Origin of the sequence: Fulvimarina manganoxydans (genome assembly GCF_900176465.1) — a bacterium.
GTDB lineage: Bacteria > Pseudomonadota > Alphaproteobacteria > Rhizobiales > Rhizobiaceae > Fulvimarina > Fulvimarina manganoxydans.
On the sequence record NZ_FWXR01000010.1, the window covers coordinates 52,430 to 71,830 of the forward strand.

Sequence of the window (19,401 nt, forward strand, 5' to 3'; positions counted from 1 at the left end):
GGCGCTACCAGCGCGTTTCGGGTCACGGGCGCTCGACAGAAAATGCGGGATGTCGTCGCTTGCCTTCCGGGATCGTCACATCCGGCAAGGCCTCATGCGTAAAAGCATGATCGCTCGCCTCGAAAAGCTCCGGCTCGTCCATCATTCCGAGGAGCACATAGGTTTGGCCTGGCAATCGATCGTCGCGATAGTCCACCGGAGAGCCACAGTTCTGACAGAAGCGCCTCCGAGTGACTCCCCGGCAAGAGACGCCAGACGGCTCTTGCTCCCAGTGGAGGGTCTGAAGCGCGAATTCTAGAAAGACCGAATACGGCGCGCCCGTCGCCTTGCGGCAATCTCCGCAATGACAGGCGCGAACCGAGAGGGGCGCGGCGCGCGCCCGCAGGGAGACCCGGCCGCACCGACATCGTCCGGTCAGATCGCTCATTGGCTGAGACCGCCAAACAGGGTGGGCACGTCGAGGGGGCGGAAGCCGTAATGCTCGACCCAACGGATATCGGCATCGAAAAAGGCGCGCAGATCCGGCATGCCGTATTTCAACATGGCGATGCGATCGATCCCCATGCCCCAGGCAAAGCCCTGATAGACATCGGGATCGAGACCACCGGCGCGAAGCACGTTCGGGTGGACCATGCCGCAACCGAGGATCTCCATCCAATCGGTGCCCTCGCCGAAGCGGACCTCGCCGGGCTTCGAGCGATCGCACTGGATGTCGACCTCCATGGACGGTTCCGTGAACGGAAAGAAGGACGGCCGAAAGCGCATGGTCACGCTGTCGACTTCGAAAAAGGCGCGGCAGAATTCGGACAGGACCCATTTCATATGGGCGATATTGGCCGTCTTATCGACGACCAGCCCCTCGACCTGATGGAACATCGGCGAGTGGGTGGCGTCGGAATCCTGACGGTAGGTCTTGCCGGGAATGACGATGCGGATCGGCGGGGTCTGGGATTCCATCGTCCGGATCTGGACGGGCGAGGTGTGGGTGCGCAGCACCTTGCGCTCACCTTTGGCATCGGGCTGCAGGAAGAAGGTGTCGTGCATCTCCCGCGCCGGATGCCCCTCGGGGAAGTTCAGTGCCGTGAAGTTGTAGTAGTCGGTCTCGATATCCGGCCCTTCGGCGATGGAGAAGCCCATATCCGCGAAGATCGCCGTGATCTCGTCGATGACCTGGCTGATCGGGTGAATCCGGCCGCGCGAGGCCGGCGAGCTGCGGACGGGGAGCGTGACGTCGACCGTTTCGGCTTTCAGCCGGGCTTCGATGGCGGCATTCGCCAGAGCCTCGCGGCGCGCGGAAATCGCCGTCTGAACGGCATCGCGCAGCCCGTTCAGTCGCGGCCCCGCCTCGCGGCGCTCGTCCGGGCTCATCTTGCCGAGCCCTTTCAGGAGATCGGAGATGCGGCCCTTCTTGCCAAGCTCTGCGATGCGGATCTCTTCGAGGGCCGCCTCGGTCTCGGCCGCCTCGATCCTCTCGATCAGCTCGGCCTTCAGCGTTTCGGTCTCGCTCACGCGTCACTCCAGAATTCGTCGCGCCGGCCCCGCCGGCTCTTTTCGCGCCTCGTTACCCGATCGACGGACGAGAGGGAAGAACGGGACGCTCCGACCAAAAGAAAGAGCCCTGCGGCGGGGCCGCAGGGCTCGGTCGTTTCACAGCCGAGGCTACAATGCGGCTCAGGCCGCGGCCTTCTCGCCGACGGCACGCTCATAGGCGCCCGCAAACTCGCTCTCCTTGAGATAGGCGAGCGCCGACTTCGCTTCCGTGCAGAGCGCCGCGAAGGCCTCCGGCTCGTGGATCGCGATGTCGGAGAGAACCTTGCGGTCGACCTCGATACCGGCCTTATTCAGGCCATCGATGAAGCGGCCATAGGTCAGGCCGTGCTCGCGGACCGCGGCATTGATGCGCTGGATCCAGAGAGCGCGGAAATTCCGCTTCTTCACGCGGCGGTCGCGCGTCGCATACTGCTTCGAGCGATCGACGGCGGCCTTCGCCGCGCGGATGGTGTTCTTGCGACGGCCGTAGAAACCCTTGGCCTGCTTCAGAACTTTCTTGTGCTTGGCATGGGACGTCACGCCCCGCTTCACGCGTGCCATGATCTAATCTCCGTAATTCTTAGCTCTTGCCTCAGACGCCGCTCAGCGGTCGTAGGGCATGTAGGTCTTGACGATCCGCTCGTCGGGCTTCGACAGAATCATCGTGCCACGTGCGTCGCGAATGAAGTCGTTGGAGCGTTTGATCATGCCGTGACGCTTGCCGGCCGGCTGTGCCTTCACACGGCCGGTCGCCGTCATGCGGAAGCGCTTCTTGGCGCTCGACTTGGTCTTCATCTTGGGCATTTTGCTCTCCTGGTCAGGTTCGCCAGACCGCACCGACCCGAAAGCGACCGCTCCTTCACCGAGGATCGGGCCGCCTCTTGTCATGCCGACGCGTCGCGAAAGCATTGAGAGCCGCCTCGGCATGCCCTGCCGGACGGCTCAATACAACGGCGGTCTCTCTAACCCTCTCGGGCCCAAGTTGCAAGCCGTAAACTCACCAGCGTCCCGCATTGGGATAGGACCGTGAGCGCCGGACTTCCGTTAAATGGCTCATGCGACCGTTCTTTGATATCCGTCCGCCAACTCGGCTTGTTCCACAAGGACTGCTTTCACGCAGGATCTGCGATCGGACCGAGTTTGCGACGCATGGAGGACAAACATGACGATGCCGACGCTCGACGACGGTCACGACATCACGGTGGGACGCGGCGAGGCAGCAAGGGTCATCGCCTATCGATCCCGGTCAGGGCGCGCGCCCACCATTGTCTGGCTGGGCGGCTATCGCTCGGACATGCGCGGCACAAAGGCCGAGCATTGCCTTCGCATCGCATCCGATCTCGACCAATCCTTCTTGAGGCTCGATTACTCGGGTCACGGGGAATCGGGCGGCGCGTTCGAAGCGGGAACGATCTCACGATGGACCGAAGAGGCGGGCGAGGTCATCGCCGCGATGGGCGCCAAATCCGTCATCCTCGTCGGCTCATCAATGGGCGCCTGGATCGCCTTGCGGCTCGTGGCGGCGGCCCGCCGGGGCGACCTTCCCTTCTCGGTCGCCGGACTCCTGCTGCTCGCCCCGGCGCCGGACTTCACCGAAAAGCTGATGCGCCCGCGCCTGAGCCCGGCCGATTGGGAGGCGATCGAAACCAATGGGCGGCTTGAAGAGCCATCGGACTATTCGACGGACCCGAACATCTATACCCGCGCTCTCTTCGAGGACGGCAAAGCCAGCCAGGTCATGACGGGACTGATCGAGACCGGCTGCCCGACCGCGATCATCCAAGGCATGGCCGATCCGGACGTGCCCTACACCCATGCGCTCGAATTGATGGACTGCTTGCCTCAAACGAATGTGACAATGACCCTGGTGCGCGATGGAGATCATCGTCTGTCGCGGCCTCAGGATCTCGCGCTCATCGAGCGAATCTTGCGCAATCTCGTCGCGGATATCGCTCAGTGACGACATTCCCGGCTGCGCAAGCGCTATCGAGAAGCCCGGAGCCCGGCGGGCGTGGCAAGTCGCGGCCATCGTGAACATTTCTGCGAAACATCGTGATCACGGACAGGGCCGATTGCTGCCTCATGCGGCAGTCGCGCGCCCTTGGGAAAGGCACACTGCCACGAGCATGTGCAATCCGTCCGAACCGAAAAGAGCATGAGGGAGCCGCTGCGCCACCGCCTCATCGAAGCGCGGCATCTGTCACATTTTTGTCGCAGACAGGGTGATCGAAAGCTTAGAGCCTGACAGACAATGGTTTTCGAGCCTTGACCCTCGCCTCGTCCCTTCCATTTGTGACAGATTTTCGTCCCAGCCTTGAGCTCACCTGACTTCGAGGCTCGCAGCCGCGTTGACAGCTGATCACCCCGTCCGCAAGCTTGCCCCATCGATCCGGGGATGCGCACGGGGGTGACGCATGGGGACACTTCGCGCATTCGGCGCCATGGGTTTTCTTTGCCTTTCGATGGCGATCACCATCGGCATGGCAAAGGCTGAACAGGCGAGTCGATGGATGCCTATTGGGGGCCTATCCCGCCCACCGATCGGCCATCTTGGCTTCTGCCAGGATCATCCGAATGAATGCGTGAAGCCGGCACCACTTCGATCGCCATCCGAACCGCCGCAGCCCCTCTCGACCTCGATTATCGTCGCGATCGCCGCGCTCAATACACGGGTGAACGGTGCGATCGTCGCGCGCTCCGATCAGGAGCTTTACGGCGTCGAAGAGCATTGGGCCTTTCCCGCTTCGGGATATGGCGACTGCGAGGATTATGTCCTGGAAAAGCGCCGGGAGTTGATGGCGATGGGCGTGGATGCGGCCAATCTGCTGATCACCGTCGTCAAAAAGCTCGACGGAACCGGCCACGCGGTGCTCACCCTGCGCTCCGATCAAGGCGACTTCATTCTCGACAATCTCGATTGGCGCATTCGGCCCTGGCGCGAGACGAGCTATCGCTACATCAAGCGGCAGAGTTCCACCGATCCGGCCCAATGGCGGCTGGTGGAAACCTATGGCGATCCGCTGGTCAGCTCAGTCGGGCGCTAGAGCGAGGAGCGAAAAATCGGGATCGCCATTTCGCTCTAAATCTTTGTTTTGCCGCATGATGTATTCGGAACCATTATGCAACCTCTCCGCGTCACGCGTCAGGGTGAGACAAGGACTTTGATGAGATGCTCGCGATCTTCGACCAGCGAAGCGAAACGGTTGGGAAGCTCGGAGAGGGGGACGATCTCGGAGGCGATGGCGTCGGTCGGGACATGGCCGTCGCGGATCGCCTGCATCACCCGCTGAAAGTCCTCGGCCAGAGCGTTGCGCGAGCCGATGATGCGGGATTCGCGTTTGTGGAATTCGGAATCCTTGAAGGTGATGTCGTCCTTGACGACCGAGACGAGGATCGTGCTGCCGCCATGGGCAACCAGCGGAAACCCGGCTTCGATGGCGGTCGCGTTGCCGGTCGCGTCGAAGACGGCGTCGAAACCCTCCGCCGCTTCGCCGGTGAGGATGTCCTCGCCGACGCGATGGGTGTCGGTGAAGCCGAATTTGTCGGCCATCAAAGCGAGGCGGGCGGCGCTGCGATCGAGAAGATGCACCTTCGCGCCGGCGAGCCTTGCAAAGAGCGCCGTGCCGAGGCCGATGGGACCCGCCCCGGCGACGAGAACGAGATCGCCCTCCCCAACGCCCGAGCGGGCCACGGCATGGGCGCCGATCGCCAGGAATTCGACCATGGCGGCCTGCTGGGCGGTAAGACCCGTCGCCGGGTAAAGATTGGCCCGCGGCACCGCGATCCGCTTGCACATGCCGCCGTCACGATGGACGCCCAAGACCTCGATCGCCGTGCAGCAATTGGGCTTGCCCCGCCGGCAGGCCCGACAGGTGCCGCAGGAAAGATAAGGGTTGATCACGACCAACTCCCCGGCATCCGGCCCGTTCACGATATGGCCGGAGAGTTCATGGCCGATCACTCTGGGATAGGCGAGGAAGGGATGCTTGCCCTCGAAGATATGGTAATCAGTGCCGCAAAGGCCGACTGCCGCGATGTCGACCAGCACCCAACCATCCGGCGCTTCGCTCGGCACAGGACGTTCTTCCAGGGTGAAATGCCCCGGCTCGACGCAGAGGCCACAGGCCATCTTATCCATATCGAAGTCTCTCATGCTGGGACATCCGCCATCTCGACGGGCACCCGCCTTCATCGGTGGCCATTGATCTTGAGCCCGTGTGGCGCTCGAACGCTTCAGCGGCCCGACGCGTCAAGCATGCTGGGCCGCTTGTGTCAGATTGCGCGCCGACCAGTCCGCCGGCAATTCACCCTTGACGATCAGGCTGAGCACATCGTCCTTGGTCACTTCGTCGATCGCATGGGAGCCGACGAGCCGGCCCTTGTTCATCACGACCACCCGGTCGCAGAGTTCGAAGACGTCGTGCATGTCGTGGCTGACGAGGAAAATGCCGATGCCCTCGGCCCGCAATTCCTTGATCAGCCCTGCGACCATCGCGGTTTCGGAGGGCCCGAGCGCGGCGGTCGGCTCGTCCATGATGAGGACCTTGGTGTCGAAATAGATCGCCCGGGCGATCGCGATCACTTGGCGCTGGCCGCCGGATAGGCTCGAGACCGGATCGCCGAGATTCTTGAAATTCGGATTGAGACGCGCCAGCACCTCGCGCGCGGCCTTGAGCATGGCGCGATCGTCGAGATTGCCGAAGCGGGTCTTCAATTCACGGCCGAGAAAGAGATTGGCCGGCGCATCGAGATGATCGGCAAGCGCAAGCGTCTGATAGATCGTCTCGATGCCGGCTTCGCGGGCATCGTTCGGCTCGGTGAAAGAGACCGGCTCGCCCATGATGCGGATCTCGCCCCCGCTGGGCGCCATGGCGCCCGACAGAATGCGCATGAGGCAGGATTTGCCGGCGCCGTTGTGACCGAGCAGTCCGACGACCTCGCCTCGATGAAGATCGATGGAGACGCCGTCGACGGCGCGGATGCCGCCAAAATGCTTCTCGATGCCGATCATCTCGACCAGCGGCGCTGCACTCATGAACCTCTAGCCTTCGTTCGGTTGACGGATGGCCGGAAGCGGAGACATCCGCCCCCGGCCTCGTCCTTTAAGGATCAGTAAAGAACGTTCTGGGCCTCGGGGCTGTCGATATTGTCCTTATCGACGATCACGACACCTGTATTGATGAAGTCGTCGACCTTTTCGCCGTTGATCAGCTTGATCACGGTGTCGACGCCCTTCTCGCCCATGGCGAAGGAGCCCTGGACGGCGATGGCGTCGAGGACGCCGTCGCGCACGAATTGCTGAAGGTCCTGATTGCCGTCGAAGCCGATCGCGGTCATCTGGCCGGCCTTGCCGGCCTGGACAATGGCGCGGCCCATGCCGACCGCCGTCGGCTCATTGGCGCCGAAGATGCCGACGAGGTCGGGATTGGCGGACAGAACGTCCGTCGTCTGATTGAGGGCGGTCGCCATCTGGCTCTGGGAGTAATAGGGCCCGACGATTTCGAGCTTGGAGTTATTCTTCAGATAATCGCTGAAGCAGCCGACGCGCCCGATCTCCGAACCGACGCCCGCCACATAGGACATGACCGCGACCTTGCCGCTGTCGCCAGCCTCTTCGATCATCCGCTTGGCGACTTCCTCGCCGGCGGCGCAATTATCGGTCGACAGGAAGGCCTGATAGGTGCCCTTGGCGCTGTCGGCCAGAGCGCTGTCGATGATGACGACGGGGATGCCGCTCTCGTAAGCGCGCTTGACCACCGGAGCGAGAGCGTCCGGGTCGGACGGGGCGAGCACGATGCCGGCGACGCCGCGATTGATCGCGTTCTCGACCAGATTGACCTCGTCGGCGATGGCGCTTTCGGCGGCCGGGCCGTCGAAGCTCATCGTATGCTCGGACTGGCCTTCGATCGCGGCCTTGGCGCCTTTGTTGACGTTCTGCCAGAAGTTCGAATTCGTGGTCTTCACGATAACCGCGATCTCGCCCGCTTGGGCGGCGCTCGCGCCGGCCCCAGCACATGCGAGCGCGATCAGCGATGCCGCAAGACCCTGTTTCACGATGTTCATGCCTTTATCTCCTCCACTTTCGACTGACTGACGATGGACCGTCCCCTCCTCAAGGACGGTTGCGGATCTGGTCGATCCAGACTGCGCCGATGACGACGAAGCCGATGACGATCTGCTGAATGAAGGCGGAGACCCCCGCCATATTGAGGCCGTTTCGCAGGATGCCGATGATGAAGGCACCGATCATCGTGCCTGAAATCGTCCCCACACCGCCCGAGAGCGAGGCGCCGCCGATGACGGCGGCGGCGATCGCGTCGAGCTCGGCCATGACGCCCTCGCTCGGCTGGGCGGTGATGAGGCGCGACATAAGGACATTGCCCGCAAGACCGGCCAGCGCGCCGGACATCGTATAGGCATAAAGCTTGGTGCGATCGACGCGCACCCCCGACAGGCGCGCCGCCTCCTCGTTCGAGCCCGTCGCGAAGATGTGGCGGCCGATCTGGCGGCGCCGCAAAAGATAGGCGACGGCGACGGCAACGATCAGAAGCAGGATCGCCGGATAGGGAATGCCGGGGAAGATGACATTGGGAAAACCGTTCGGGCGCATCTCGACGACGCGGAAGAGCGCCCCGTTGCCCAGGAGGCCGAACGCCTCGCCAAGGCCGGAGATCGGAATCGCGCCGGTCAGTTGAAGCGCCAGACCCCGCGCGATCAGCATCATGCCGAGCGTTGCGACGAAGGGCGGAATGCGCAGCTTGGTGATGACGAGGCCGTTGAAGGCGCCGCAGGCGGCACCCGCCGCGACGCCGGCCCCCATGGCGGGCACGACCGGCACGCCAGCCTTGACCGCCATGGCCGAGACGACGCCGGACAGAGCGAGCACAGAGCCCACCGACAGATCGATCCCGCCGGTGACGATGACGAGCGTCATGCCGATACCGAGCAAGCCGATGACCGAGGTCTGAAGGAGAATGGTCAGCCCGTTATTGATCGAGAAAAAGGCCGGGCTCGACAGCGCGAAGCCGGCGATCAACAGACAGAGCGTCAGGAGAGCGGACAGGCGATGCAGCGACACGCCGGCGGGGATCATCCCCGACAACCCGAACTCGGATGCAGGTTTGCTTGCGTCCGACATGTGCCTCCCTCATGCCCGGATTTCATAAGGCCCGACGGTGGCAGCAGGGCCGATCCCTTGTCAATGGTTTTTTATTATTCTAGACAAAAACAATACGGCTCCACTGTCCGGCTGGAGCCAGGGTGGGGAGCTTGAGCATGGCGAGGACCGACGCCCGTTATCGAGAGGCCTTTAATGCGCTCCTCGACTATTGCGCCGAGCTTTCGCCTCGCGCGCCAATGCCCTCCGAGAGCAAGCTGTGCGAGATCGTCGGTGTGAGCCGCACGGTCGTTCGCCGTTGCCTCGCTCGCATGGAGGAAAAAGACCTCATCGCCTGGGAGGGCCGCGACAAGCGCCTTCTGCGCGCACCGACCGCCGAAGACCGCATCGCGCAACAGGGCGGCCTGCAACGATCGACGAATCTTGAACAGCGCTTTCTCGAATGGATCCTGAAATTCGACGTGCCGGCCAATACGCCGCTCTCGGTCGCCGAATTGTCCCGATCCTTCAAAGTGCCCCAGCACGAGTTGAAGGAATTTCTGGCCGGGCTCAGCCGCTTCGGTCTCGTCGCCCGCCGCAAGCAGGGCGGCTGGATGCTGCTCGGCTTCACGCGCGACTTCGCGGTCGAGCTTTCGGATTTCAGAGCCGTGCTCGAACTCCACGCGGTACGCCAGGCGGTGGACGCGCCGGTCGATCATCCGATCTGGTCCCGCCTCGAGATCTTGAGGGCCGATCATCTGGCGCTCATGAACCGGATCGAGACCGACTTCCACGCTTTTTCGACGCTCGACGAAACCTTCCACGGGGCGATCAATTCGGTGGTCAAGAATCGTTTCGTCGCCGAGTTCCAGAAGGTCGTCTCGCTGATCTTCCATTACCACTATCTATGGGACAAGACCGACGAGAAGGCGCGCAACGAAGCCGCGATCGCCGAGCATCTGGCGATCATCGACGCCCTGGAGGCGCGGGACGAGGAGGCCGCGACGATCGCCGCGCGGCGCCATCTGAAGACCTCCAAGACGACGCTCCTCTCCTCCCTACGCTATCACGATCTCGCCTGAGACGTCTCGGATCAAGACGTCGGGCCGCCCCCGCCGGCGCTAATCCGCGCGATCGAGCGGATGGGGTGTCAGGCCTTCGGCCCTTCCAGGGCGGCGGCGAGACGAGGCTTCGCCCCGCGATCCCCATGCAAACGCGCCCAATCGAGAAAGGCGCTGAGCCGCGAACCGAGCTTCGTCCCATGGTTCTGGGCGATGTCCTCTAGCCGATGATCGAGGAAGGGATTGGCAAAGCGCTCCATGGTGACGTGGATATAGGCCTCGGCCCCCTCGCCTTCCCCGGCGGCCACGAAGCCCGGTAGGACCTCCTCTGAATAAAGGGCGGCCAATTCGCCCGCCGCTTCGCGATCGGTCATCAGATCGCGCACGAAGGTCGCCCCTTGCCGCCCCCGCGCCAGCCAGCGCGAGACCATCCATGTATGGCCAAGGTTCAGGATGAAGAGCTTGCGCCGCTCGATCGGCCCGAGATCGGCGACGACTTGGATCGCCGGATGGCAGCAAGGCAGGAGAAGCCCCGGACGGTCCTCGATTGCCCAAAGCGCATAGGGTTCGGCAACGGCACCGGCGGGCTCGATCGCCTCAGAGACGATCCGATCGACCAGGGAATTGACCCAGACAACCTCCTCGCGCAGCCAGGCTCGATAGGCATCGTCCATCTCGCTGGCCGCATCGAGGACGAGATTGCGCAAGGTCTGCCCATTGTTGCGCACGAGCTCGGTCGGCATCACCTGGATGGGCTCGCCGCCTGCCGCAAAGCGTTCGCGCAAGAGGTAAGCGAGCTTGGCCGGATAGGACATGGCATCGTCAAAATCGGCCGCGCGATCGGCGGGTTGGGGCGCCAGGCCCGCCTCGGAGGTGTTGGAGACGACGATCCGGACGTCCGTCGCCAGAAGGCGGGAGACCTCGACGCGGTCCGTGCTCAAGGAAAAGGCCCGCGCGATGCTCTTCACCCGCACCGTCTCGTCGATCTTATCCCCATCACGCAGGCCGCGAAGCCGGACGTCGTAGCCCTTTGCCAGGGCCCCCACGCGCTGGGCCCGCGCCGGATCGCCGCTCGACTGAACGACGGCGATCGGCCCTATCGCCTCCCCCGCCACCATCGCCTCGGAAACGAAAAGGTCGGCATGGGCCTGAAGGAACCGGCTGGTCCCAAATTGCAGGATCGGAATTGTAGACACGAGCACGCCCCTCCTTGCGTTGTCTCTTATTATTAAAAACAACGCGGAGAGGCAACCAACCCCTGCGGATCAGGGCCGTGTGGGCGACGTGGCCGCCCGGCCACGGTCGCCTGAGCGGTTCAGGTGCCTGGTCGCAGGATCAAAGGCTCCGACTGGATGAACGTTTGGCGCCGAACCTTTCAAGGTCAGCGCAAATGACCAGACCGGTCGCGTCACGCGGCGGTGACGCGCCAAATGATGTCGCCTACGTCGTCGGCCATCAGCAGCGATTTGCCGTCCGGGCCGAGCGTCACGCCGACGGGACGCCCATAAGCGAGCTTTTCGTCCTTAGAGAGGAAGCCCGAGAGAATGTCGCGCGGGGGACCGCTCGGCGCGCCGTTTTCGAACGGCACGAAGATGAGCTTGTAGCCGCTGAGCGTCGACCGGTTCCAGGATCCGTGCTGGCCGATGACCATGCCGGCGCCAAAGCCCGGCAAGGTGCCCTCCGGCATCCAGCAAAGGCCGAGGGACGCCGTGTGCCCGCCAAGGGCGTAGTCCGGCTGAATGGCCTTTGCGACGAGAGCCGCATCCTGGGGAACGCGGTCGTCCACGGTCCGGCCCCAATAGCAATAGGGCCAGCCATAGAAACCGCCCTCTTGAACCGAGGTCAGATAGTCGGGCGGGGTCTCGTCACCCAGCCCGTCGCGTTCGTTGACGACGGTCCAGAGCTTGCCTGTCACCGGCTCGAAGGCCATGCCGACTGGATTGCGCAGGCCGGACGCGAAGATCCGCGCCTTGCCGCTCGCGACATCCAGCTCCCAGATCGCCGCGCGGCCCTCTTCGACCGACATGCCCTTGTCGCCGATATTGGAGAGCGAGCCGACGCCGGCGTAGATCCTGGTGCGATCGGGCGAGACGATCAGGCTGCGGGTCCAGTGGCCATGCGGCTTGAAGGAAACGAGCGCGTCTCCCGCGCCTTCGAGGCGGGTTTCGCCCGGACGATAATCGAACACGCGAATGCCGTCCGTATTGCCGAGATAGAACCGCTCACCGATCAGCGCCATGCCGAAGGGCTGGTTCTGGTTTTCGGTGAAGACATGGCGGATCTCGGCGACGCCGTCGCCATCGGCGTCACGCCAGAGGGTGACACGGTTGGCGCTTTTGCCGACCGCCTTGACGCGGGCCATCGTCGCCTGGGCCGCATGATCCATCAAGGTTTCGGGCTTGGCGGGTTGCTCCTTCGATTCCGCGACCAGGACGTCGCCATTCGGCAAAACCTCGATCCAGCGCGGATGGTCGAGATTGGAGGCGAAGGCATTGACCCTCAAGCCCGGCGCACAGCTGGGCAGACGCCCGTTCTTCCAGCCCTCGGCGGCGGGCAGTTTCAGGGTCATGAGCCCCTGCTTGCGCGCCTGCGGTATCTCGGGCTTTTGCCCGACCGCTTGATGCGAGGGGGACGAAAAGCGCCTGACGAGCGCGACGGCTCCACCCACAATCCCGGTCGCCTTCGCGACAATTCCCATGATCGAACACCTGTTCTGGAGAGCGAATAGGGAGTATCGAGACCTCTAGGCCACGGCATCCCCTCTTGGCGGTTTTCGCCAGGGCTGAAGGCCACGTCAAGGCGTCCCGCGTTCGAGCGTCGTGTCGCATAACCGGATGCCGGCGCCCGCCCCATGGCGGCGCTCGTCCTTCCAGGCGACGTGAGGAGGGATGGCTGCGGCCTTCTTCTGGGCGCCGATATTTTCATGGGCGGGAACGAGCAGGCCATCTTCTCAAGCTCGCTTCTGCCGCTAATTCTTCGCGAAGGACCTTTTCGATAGCCTGACAAACTTTCGGACCTTGCCGCTTGGCAGGATACCACGCTTGCATGGAGAGACGATGCCGGACGCCCGGTCGCTCAAACCCTGTCGCGCCGAGCGCCGGGCGAAACCGTGGAATTCGGTTTTTCAATCGCCACGCCCGCCACACAAGGCGTCGATAGCGGTAGGCGCCAGCGCTCTCTCAGCCAAGACGCTGACGCACGGCGCGCGTTGCCCCTCTTTTGCCGCCAAACGCCTTGGCCTGACAACCCTTCTCCTACCGCTCGCACTGTCCGGCTGCGTCGGTCCGCAATCGACCTTCGGCGGAGCCGGCAGCGAGGCGGCGGCCGTCGAGGCCTTGTTCTGGTTCATGCTCTGGGGCGCGGTCTTCGTCTGGGTCGTCACCATCGGCATCGCGATCTATGCGACCCGCGTCAGTCCAGGCCGTCATTCGGAAAGGACCGGCATCCGCTTCATCCTGATCGGCGGCGTGATCTTTCCCACCGTGACCTTGGCCGGTCTTCTCGTCTACGGCCTCAAGATGATGCCGGAGATGCGCAGCGAGGCGAATGGGCCGACCATCGCGGTTTCGGGTGAGCGCTTCTGGTTTCGCGTCGCTTACGGGGTCGAAGGCGAGCCGGGGGTCGTCAAGAGCCTGCCGCCCGGCGGCGTCGAGAGCGCCAACGAGATCTATCTCCCCGTCGGCCAGCGCTCGGAGCTCCTTCTCGGCAGCCCGGACGTCATCCATTCCTTCTGGGTGCCCGCGCTCGCCGGCAAGATGGACATGATCCCCGGCCGGGTGAACCGGTTGGTGATCGAGCCTGTGCGCGAAGGGGTCTATAACGGGGTCTGCGCCGAATTCTGCGGCGATGCCCATGCCCAGATGGGCTTTCGCGTCATCGCCGTCTCGCCAGAGGCCTATGCGGCCCATGTGGAGGCCCAGAGCCAGCCGGCCGCACTCACCTCAGGGCCTGGACTCGATGCTTTTATGAAAAATGGCTGCGACGCCTGCCACACGGTGCGCGGAACGGAGGCCGACGGTGCGATCGGCCCGGACCTTACCCATCTCGCCTCGCGCCGCACGCTGGGCGCCGGGCTTCTCGCCATGAGCGAGGAGAATATCGCGACCTTCGTGCGCGCCACCGATCACGTGAAGCCCGGTGTCGAAATGCCCTCCTTCGGCGTCCTGCCCGACGCGGAGATCACTGCGATTGCCGCCTGGCTCGGAGCCCTGAAATGAGCGACATGACGTCTTCCGGCTCGTCCAGCGCCTCGGGTCTTCGGGCCTTTCTCGCGCTGCGCAGGCGCGATCCGGCGACCCCGCCCTTTTCCGATCCGCCACCACGGGCGACGCAGACCGCAAGCCATGTGGACCAGGAGGACCCCGAGGTCCGCAAGGCCCAGGAAAAGCGGCTGATCTGGACCTGGGACGCGCCCAAGGGCTGGCGCTACTGGTCGGCGGTGAACAACACCGAGGTTGGCCTGTGGTACACGGCCACCTCCTTCCTCTTCATGCTCTTTGCCGGCGTTCTCGGCCTGATGATCCGCGCCCAGCTCGCTGTGCCGGAAAACGACTTCCTCACCGCCAATTTCTACAATCAGGTCTATACGCTGCACGGCACGGTGATGATGTTCCTCTTCGCCGTCCCGATCTTCGAGGCGGTGGCGATCATCATCCTGCCCCAGATGCTGGGCGCCCGAGACCTGCCGTTCCCACGCCTCTCGGCCTTCGGCTATTGGTGCTTCCTGATCGGCGGCGTCTTCGTCTGCGGGTCGATCTTCTTCGATTCGGCGCCCAATAGCGGCTGGTTCATGTATCCGCCGCTCACCACCCAGGAGCGCTTCACGCCGGGCTATGGCGCCGATATCTGGCTGCTCGGCCTCTCCTTCATCGAGGTCGCCTCGATCGCGGCGGCGGTCGAACTCATCGTCGGCACGCTGAAATGCCGCCCGCCCGGCATGCGGCTCAATCTGATGCCGCTTTATGCCTGGTACGTCCTCGTCGTCGCCGGGATGATCCTCTTCGCCTTCCCGCCGCTGATAGCCGGCGACATCCTGTTCGAGCTCGAACGCCTGTTCAATTGGCCCTTCTTCGATCCCGAGCGCGGCGGCGATCCGATGCTCTGGCAGCATCTGTTCTGGATCTTCGGTCACCCGGAAGTTTATATCGTCTTCCTGCCGGCGATCGCGCTGCTGGCGATGATCGTGCCGACCTTCGCGCGCCGGCCGATCCTCGGCTATTCCTGGATCGTGCTGGCCGCCGTCGGCACCGGCTTTCTGTCATTCGGCCTGTGGGTCCACCACATGTTCACGACGGGCCTGCCGGCGATCTCGCTCGGCTTCTTCTCGGCCGCCTCCGAAGCGGTGGCGATCCCGACCGGGGTTCAGATCTTCGTCTTCATCGCGACGATGCTGACGGGCCGCGTCGTCTACAAGGTGCCGATGCTCTTCGTCTCGGGCGCCCTTGCCGTCTTCGTCATCGGCGGCCTGACCGGCGTCATGGTGGCGCTCGCGCCGTTCGACTGGCAGGCCCACGATACCTATTTCGTCGTCGCCCATCTCCATTACGTGCTGATCGGCGGCATGCTCTTCCCGGTCGTGGCCGGCATTTATTACTTCTGGCCGATGCTCGCCGGAAAGACCCTGTCGGACCGGCTCGGCAAGATCGCCTTCTGGCTGATGTTCGTCGGCTTCAATCTCGGCTTCTTCCCCATGCATTTCTCGGGGCTTTGGGGCATGCCACGCCGCATCTGGACCTATCCGGAAGGCATCGGTCTGGAACTGCCGAATCTTCTCTCCTCCATCGGCGCCTTCATCTTCGCCGCCGGCGTCCTCATCGTCGTCTTCGACGTCTTACGCCCGCGATCAAAGCAGCCCTATGCGCCGCGCAATGTCTGGAACGCCGGCACGCTGGAATGGCTCGCCGAGGAAGAGGACAAGGGCTGGGGCGTTCGCTCCATTCCCATCGTCACCTCGCGCTATCCCCTCTGGGACCAGAAGAACTTCGTCGAGGACGTCGATACGGGGCGCTTCTACCTGCCTGACGCGGAAGAATTGAAGCGCGAGACGATCGTCACCGGCGTTCTTGACGCCGATCCCGTCCAGGTCCTGCGGGTGCCCGGCCCGACCTTCATGACCATGTGGGCGGCCGGCTTCCTCGGCGCGGTCTTCATCTTCGCTACCTTCCACTGGTGGTATATGACGATTGGCGCCATGGTGCTGGCCACCGCCGCCATTATCGTCTGGGTCTGGCGCGGCACCGCGATCATCCCCGAAAAGGAAGAGAAGGATGTCGGCCGGGGTCTTACCCTGCCGCTCTATGTCTCCGGCCCCAAGGCGGTCGGCTGGTGGGCGATGTTCATCACCATGGTCGGTGACGGGACCGCCTTCCTTGCCCTCATCTTCGGCTATGTCTTCTATCTGACGATCCATGCCGAATACCCGCCGGCTGGCGCAAACGGGCCGGGCCTCGTCTGGCCCTTCGTCTCGCTCGTCCTCTTCGCTGTCGCCTGGGCCGGCGCGTTCTTCGCCAGGCGCTTTAACCAAGCGGGCCGGGTGAGCGCTGCTCGGGGCCTCATGGTGGCTGGCGCGCTCGTCTCGCTTCTCGCCAGCGCGGCGCTTCTCTGGGCGCCCTACACCACCGGTCTCGATCCGGTGCGCCACGTCTATGACGCCACCGTCTGGGTCCTCGTCATCTGGACCGCCTGCCATGCGGCCGTCGGAAGCCTGATGCTGCTCTATTGCCTCGCGCGATCGATCTTTAACCATCTCACGCCAAAATACGACGCGGATATACAGAATGTCGCGCTCTATTGGCATTTCATGCTGGCAACAGCGGCGACCACCGTCCTGGTGACCGCCCTCTTCCCTCTGGCCGGTTGAGAAAGGCCGTTTCGCCCATGTTCGGTCTCGACCGCCAAACCCGCGACAATATCTGGACGCTGATCGCCGCACCGACGATCTGGGCGCTGCATTTTCTCCTCGCCTATGGCGTTGCAGCGGTCCAATGCGCGCCCAATCAGGCGATCTTCGAAACGATCACGGCAACCCGCTGGATGATCGCTGGGATCACCGTGGTCGCACTGGCTCTTATCGGCCTCATCTTCCTGCGTGCCTATCGCGAATGGAAAGGCCATGGCGGCGGCACGGTGAACGATCAGGATACCGATGTGGCGCGTGAAAGCTTTCTGGAGTTCTCGACCGTTCTTCTCGCCGGCCTCTCCTTCGTCTCGGTCATCTTCGTCGCTCTGCCGGCGCTTTTCATCGCCGATTGCCGATGAGCGCGCCCCTCATGAACCGAACCCTTCCCCCGCCTTCCGAGACCCGCCTCTTCGAGGTCTGGCCCTTCTTCTTCGGCGCCGGGGTGCTCGCCATCGTCTGGCAGGGGCCGATGCCCGAGCGGCTCGTCGCCTCCTTCTTTGCCCATATGACCATGCAGATGGCTGTGATCGGGCTTGCGGCGCCGCTTCTGGCCTTTGGGCTTCTGCGTCTTCTGCCGGAATTGAGAGAAAGGATACCGGCCGATCTGCCGATCCTTGCGGCGGTCAGCGAGCTTGTCTTCGTCTGGGGCTGGCACCTTCCGCAGCTTCACGACGTGGCGCGGCTCTCGGCCCTGGCTCTCGTCCTCGAACAAGGGAGCCTTTTTCTCGCCGGGTTGGGGCTGTGGATCGGCGTTCTGTCGCTCGGCGCAAGCGGCTCTCGAAAGCGGCGATGGATCGCCGCCGGCTGCCTGATCTTCACCGCCGCCCATCTCGGCGTCCTGGGCGTCTATCTCCTCATCCAGCCGGACCCTCTTTATGCCTGTTCGGAACTCTGCGTGCGGATGGACGCTCCCTCAGGGCTTGAAGAACAACGGCTCGGGGCGCTGGCCATGATCCTCGTCGGCGGCCTCGCCCATCTCACCGGCGCCCTCGCCATTCTCGGCCGCATGGTCCCCGCCATCATGTCCGGCGAAGGAGGCAAGGCATGAAGAAGCGGATCGCTTTCACCCTGACCTGGAAGCGGATCGCGGGGCTTCTTGCCGCCGGTGTCGCGGCGGCCCTTGCCGTTTCCCTCTCGGGCCTCGTCTCGATCGCGGCCTCCTCCGGCCATTTCGCGCCGGTCGGCTGGTTCCTGCATTGGACGATGCAGAATGCCGTCGCGCGCCAGTCGCTCGGGATTTCGGTGCCGGAGGATATCGATCTCTCCGATCCCGCCCTTGTCCAGCGCGCCGCCGGCCATTTCGCCACCGGCTGCGCACCCTGCCACGGGGCGCCGGGGATCGAGCAGTCGCCGGTCGTCCTGTCGATGACGCCCCATCCGCCGCGCCTCGAGGGCCAGATCGGGGAATGGGCCGACCGCGAGCTCTTCTGGATCTTGAAACACGGCATCAAATATTCGGGCATGCCGGCTTGGCCGACCCAGGAGCGCGACGACGAGGTCTGGGCTCAGGTGGCTTTTCTTCGCGCCTATCCCGAGATGAGCCCGCAGACCTATGCCGATCTCGCACTCGGCGGCGAGCGCGGCACCATCGATGAAGGGGTAGAGGGAAGCGAGACCGCTGGCTTCGACGGGATCACGGCAGACGCCCTGACCGATTGCGCGCGCTGCCATGGCCGCGACGGGCTCGGGCGCGGCGAAGGGGCAAGCGCCGGCGCTTTTCCCGTCATTGCCGGCCAGAGCGAGGCCTATCTCAAGGCGACGCTTCAGGCCTACGATCTCGGCTTCCGCCATTCGGGTTTCATGCAGCCCCCCGCCTCGCGCTATCCCGACGAGGTGTTGGATGCGCTGGCCGTCTGGTATTCGGAGCAACCCTTGCCGGGACCGGCGATGCCTGCCCAATCGGACGGGGCGCAGACGACCGCCGCCGATCCGCGTGGAGACATCGCCCCTGAGACCGCGATGGACGACGGCATCCCACCGCAGATCTTTCCGACCGCGAACCGGTCCGATGCCGCCTTTTCCATCGAAGCTGCGGCCGGCGGCCTGCCCGAAGGCGACGAGGCGGCCTTGCTGGATCTCGGACGCACCATCGCCGAACAGGGCATCCCATCGCGAAAGATTCCGGCCTGCAATAGCTGTCACGCCAAGGAAGGGCGCGCCAAGAACGACCTCTATCCCTATCTCGGTGGCCAGCCGGCCTGGTATATCGACACCCATCTCCATCTCTGGAAGGAAGGAACGCGTAGCGGCACGCGCTTTGCCCATCTGATGGACAAGATCGCCATCCAGATGACCGACGAGCAGATCGAGGCGGTCTCGGCCTGGTACGCCTCGCGCCCTCTTGGACAATAGATCGAATTTTCTTGAGAGACATCGTGACGATGGATTGGACGGATGTGATGGCGCCGGGGCTCGACGTGTTCGAGGCGCTGGCCATCGAGGCCTATGAGAGCCTGCCGGAGGAGTTTCGCGCGCTGTGTGGCGAAATCCGGTTTCTCGTCGCCGATTTTCCCGATGACGATGTCATCAAGGAGATGGGTCTGGAAAGCCCGTTCGACATTCTAGGCCTCTTTGAAGGCCGAGGCCTTGGCGATCTCGCGACGCCGGTGACCGGCGAGATGCCGAACCGCATTCTTCTCTATCGCCGGCCCATTCTGGATTATTGGGCCGAGAACGAGGAGACCCTCGGCCACCTCGTGCGCCATGTGCTCGTCCATGAGATCGGCCACCATTTTGGCCTCTCCGACGACGACATGGAAGCGATCGAGGCGGCAGCCGGCTGATCGCGCCGCCTGCCCCGTCATGCTCGGCGTGGA

19 protein-coding genes are annotated in these 19,401 nt (G+C 63.8%); 9 read left to right on the forward strand and 10 right to left on the reverse strand.

What is annotated here, in order from left to right; all coding sequences use genetic code 11:
• Nucleotides 1-22: 22 nt before the first annotated feature.
• From B9A15_RS23850 to rpmI, 4 genes are all read right to left on the reverse strand, one after another.
• Nucleotides 23-427, reverse strand: a complete 405-nt coding sequence (locus tag B9A15_RS23850) for a GFA family protein (protein ID WP_084410335.1) — start codon at nt 425-427, stop codon at nt 23-25.
• Entirely contained in the window at nt 424-1,509 is a 1,086-nt protein-coding gene (gene pheS, locus B9A15_RS12055; RefSeq protein WP_084410336.1) for a phenylalanine--tRNA ligase subunit alpha, read from the reverse strand. Before pheS ends, B9A15_RS23850 begins: the two co-directional genes overlap by 4 nt.
• A gap of 162 nt (nt 1,510-1,671) precedes the next feature.
• On the reverse strand, nt 1,672-2,091 hold the full coding sequence (gene rplT / locus B9A15_RS12060; protein ID WP_084410337.1) for a 50S ribosomal protein L20: 420 nt from the start codon (nt 2,089-2,091) through the stop codon (nt 1,672-1,674).
• 42 nt (nt 2,092-2,133) lie between these two features.
• Nucleotides 2,134-2,334, reverse strand: a complete 201-nt coding sequence (gene rpmI / locus B9A15_RS12065; RefSeq protein ID WP_084410426.1) for a 50S ribosomal protein L35 — start codon at nt 2,332-2,334, stop codon at nt 2,134-2,136.
• A gap of 364 nt (nt 2,335-2,698) precedes the next feature.
• On the opposite strand from rpmI, the gene B9A15_RS12070 reads away from it, so the two are divergent.
• Nucleotides 2,699-3,490, forward strand: coding sequence for an alpha/beta hydrolase (locus B9A15_RS12070; RefSeq protein ID WP_084410427.1), 792 nt, complete (start codon nt 2,699-2,701; stop codon nt 3,488-3,490).
• Between the two features lie 454 nt (nt 3,491-3,944).
• A complete protein-coding gene (locus B9A15_RS12075) occupies nt 3,945-4,574 on the forward strand; it encodes a transglutaminase-like cysteine peptidase (RefSeq protein WP_084410338.1) in 630 nt (209 codons plus the stop codon).
• A 98-nt stretch (nt 4,575-4,672) separates the two neighbouring features.
• On the opposite strand, the gene B9A15_RS12080 is transcribed toward B9A15_RS12075, so the two are convergent.
• The 4 genes from B9A15_RS12080 to B9A15_RS12095 form a co-directional block, all read right to left on the reverse strand.
• Complete coding sequence (locus tag B9A15_RS12080) at nt 4,673-5,659, reverse strand: zinc-binding alcohol dehydrogenase family protein (RefSeq protein ID WP_084410428.1); 987 nt, start codon at nt 5,657-5,659, stop codon at nt 4,673-4,675.
• A gap of 120 nt (nt 5,660-5,779) precedes the next feature.
• A complete protein-coding gene (locus B9A15_RS12085; RefSeq protein ID WP_210190511.1) occupies nt 5,780-6,565 on the reverse strand; it encodes an ATP-binding cassette domain-containing protein in 786 nt (261 codons plus the stop codon).
• A 74-nt stretch (nt 6,566-6,639) separates the two neighbouring features.
• Nucleotides 6,640-7,593 (reverse strand): ABC transporter substrate-binding protein, encoded by a 954-nt coding sequence (locus B9A15_RS12090; protein WP_084410339.1) that lies wholly within the window; start codon nt 7,591-7,593, stop codon nt 6,640-6,642.
• Nucleotides 7,594-7,642: 49 nt separating this feature from the next.
• Nucleotides 7,643-8,623 carry an ABC transporter permease gene (locus B9A15_RS12095; RefSeq protein ID WP_244556935.1) on the reverse strand — a complete coding sequence of 327 codons (981 nt, stop codon included), beginning with the start codon at nt 8,621-8,623 and terminating at the stop codon, nt 7,643-7,645.
• Nucleotides 8,624-8,805: 182 nt separating this feature from the next.
• Between B9A15_RS12095 and B9A15_RS12100 the strand changes: the two genes are divergently transcribed.
• Entirely contained in the window at nt 8,806-9,708 is a 903-nt protein-coding gene (locus B9A15_RS12100; protein WP_084410341.1) for a GntR family transcriptional regulator, read from the forward strand.
• Between the two features lie 68 nt (nt 9,709-9,776).
• Here B9A15_RS12100 and B9A15_RS12105 read toward each other — a convergent pair whose 3' ends face one another.
• A complete protein-coding gene (locus B9A15_RS12105) occupies nt 9,777-10,889 on the reverse strand; it encodes a mannitol dehydrogenase family protein (protein WP_244556924.1) in 1,113 nt (370 codons plus the stop codon).
• 206 nt (nt 10,890-11,095) lie between these two features.
• Nucleotides 11,096-12,385 (reverse strand): PQQ-dependent sugar dehydrogenase, encoded by a 1,290-nt coding sequence (locus tag B9A15_RS12110; protein ID WP_084410342.1) that lies wholly within the window; start codon nt 12,383-12,385, stop codon nt 11,096-11,098.
• Nucleotides 12,386-12,743: 358 nt separating this feature from the next.
• On the opposite strand from B9A15_RS12110, the gene B9A15_RS12115 reads away from it, so the two are divergent.
• From B9A15_RS12115 to B9A15_RS12140, 6 genes are read left to right on the forward strand one after another with little or no spacing between them, the layout of a single operon-like run.
• The gene (locus B9A15_RS12115; RefSeq protein ID WP_084410343.1) at nt 12,744-13,904 is read left to right on the forward strand and encodes a cytochrome c oxidase subunit II; all 1,161 of its coding nucleotides are present in this window, start codon (nt 12,744-12,746) and stop codon (nt 13,902-13,904) included.
• Between the two features lie 5 nt (nt 13,905-13,909).
• Nucleotides 13,910-16,546, forward strand: a complete 2,637-nt coding sequence (gene ctaD / locus B9A15_RS12120; protein WP_425292958.1) for a cytochrome c oxidase subunit I — start codon at nt 13,910-13,912, stop codon at nt 16,544-16,546.
• A 17-nt stretch (nt 16,547-16,563) separates the two neighbouring features.
• Nucleotides 16,564-16,944, forward strand: a complete 381-nt coding sequence (locus tag B9A15_RS12125; RefSeq protein ID WP_084410345.1) for a hypothetical protein — start codon at nt 16,564-16,566, stop codon at nt 16,942-16,944.
• Nucleotides 16,941-17,633: a cytochrome c oxidase assembly protein gene (locus tag B9A15_RS12130; protein ID WP_084410346.1), complete on the forward strand. Its 693-nt coding sequence runs from the start codon at nt 16,941-16,943 to the stop codon at nt 17,631-17,633. Before B9A15_RS12125 ends, B9A15_RS12130 begins: the two co-directional genes overlap by 4 nt.
• A complete protein-coding gene (locus B9A15_RS12135) occupies nt 17,630-18,937 on the forward strand; it encodes a c-type cytochrome (RefSeq protein WP_084410347.1) in 1,308 nt (435 codons plus the stop codon). Before B9A15_RS12130 ends, B9A15_RS12135 begins: the two co-directional genes overlap by 4 nt.
• Before the next feature lie 29 nt (nt 18,938-18,966).
• Nucleotides 18,967-19,368 carry a metallopeptidase family protein gene (locus B9A15_RS12140; protein ID WP_084410348.1) on the forward strand — a complete coding sequence of 134 codons (402 nt, stop codon included), beginning with the start codon at nt 18,967-18,969 and terminating at the stop codon, nt 19,366-19,368.
• Nucleotides 19,369-19,401 lie beyond the last annotated feature (33 nt).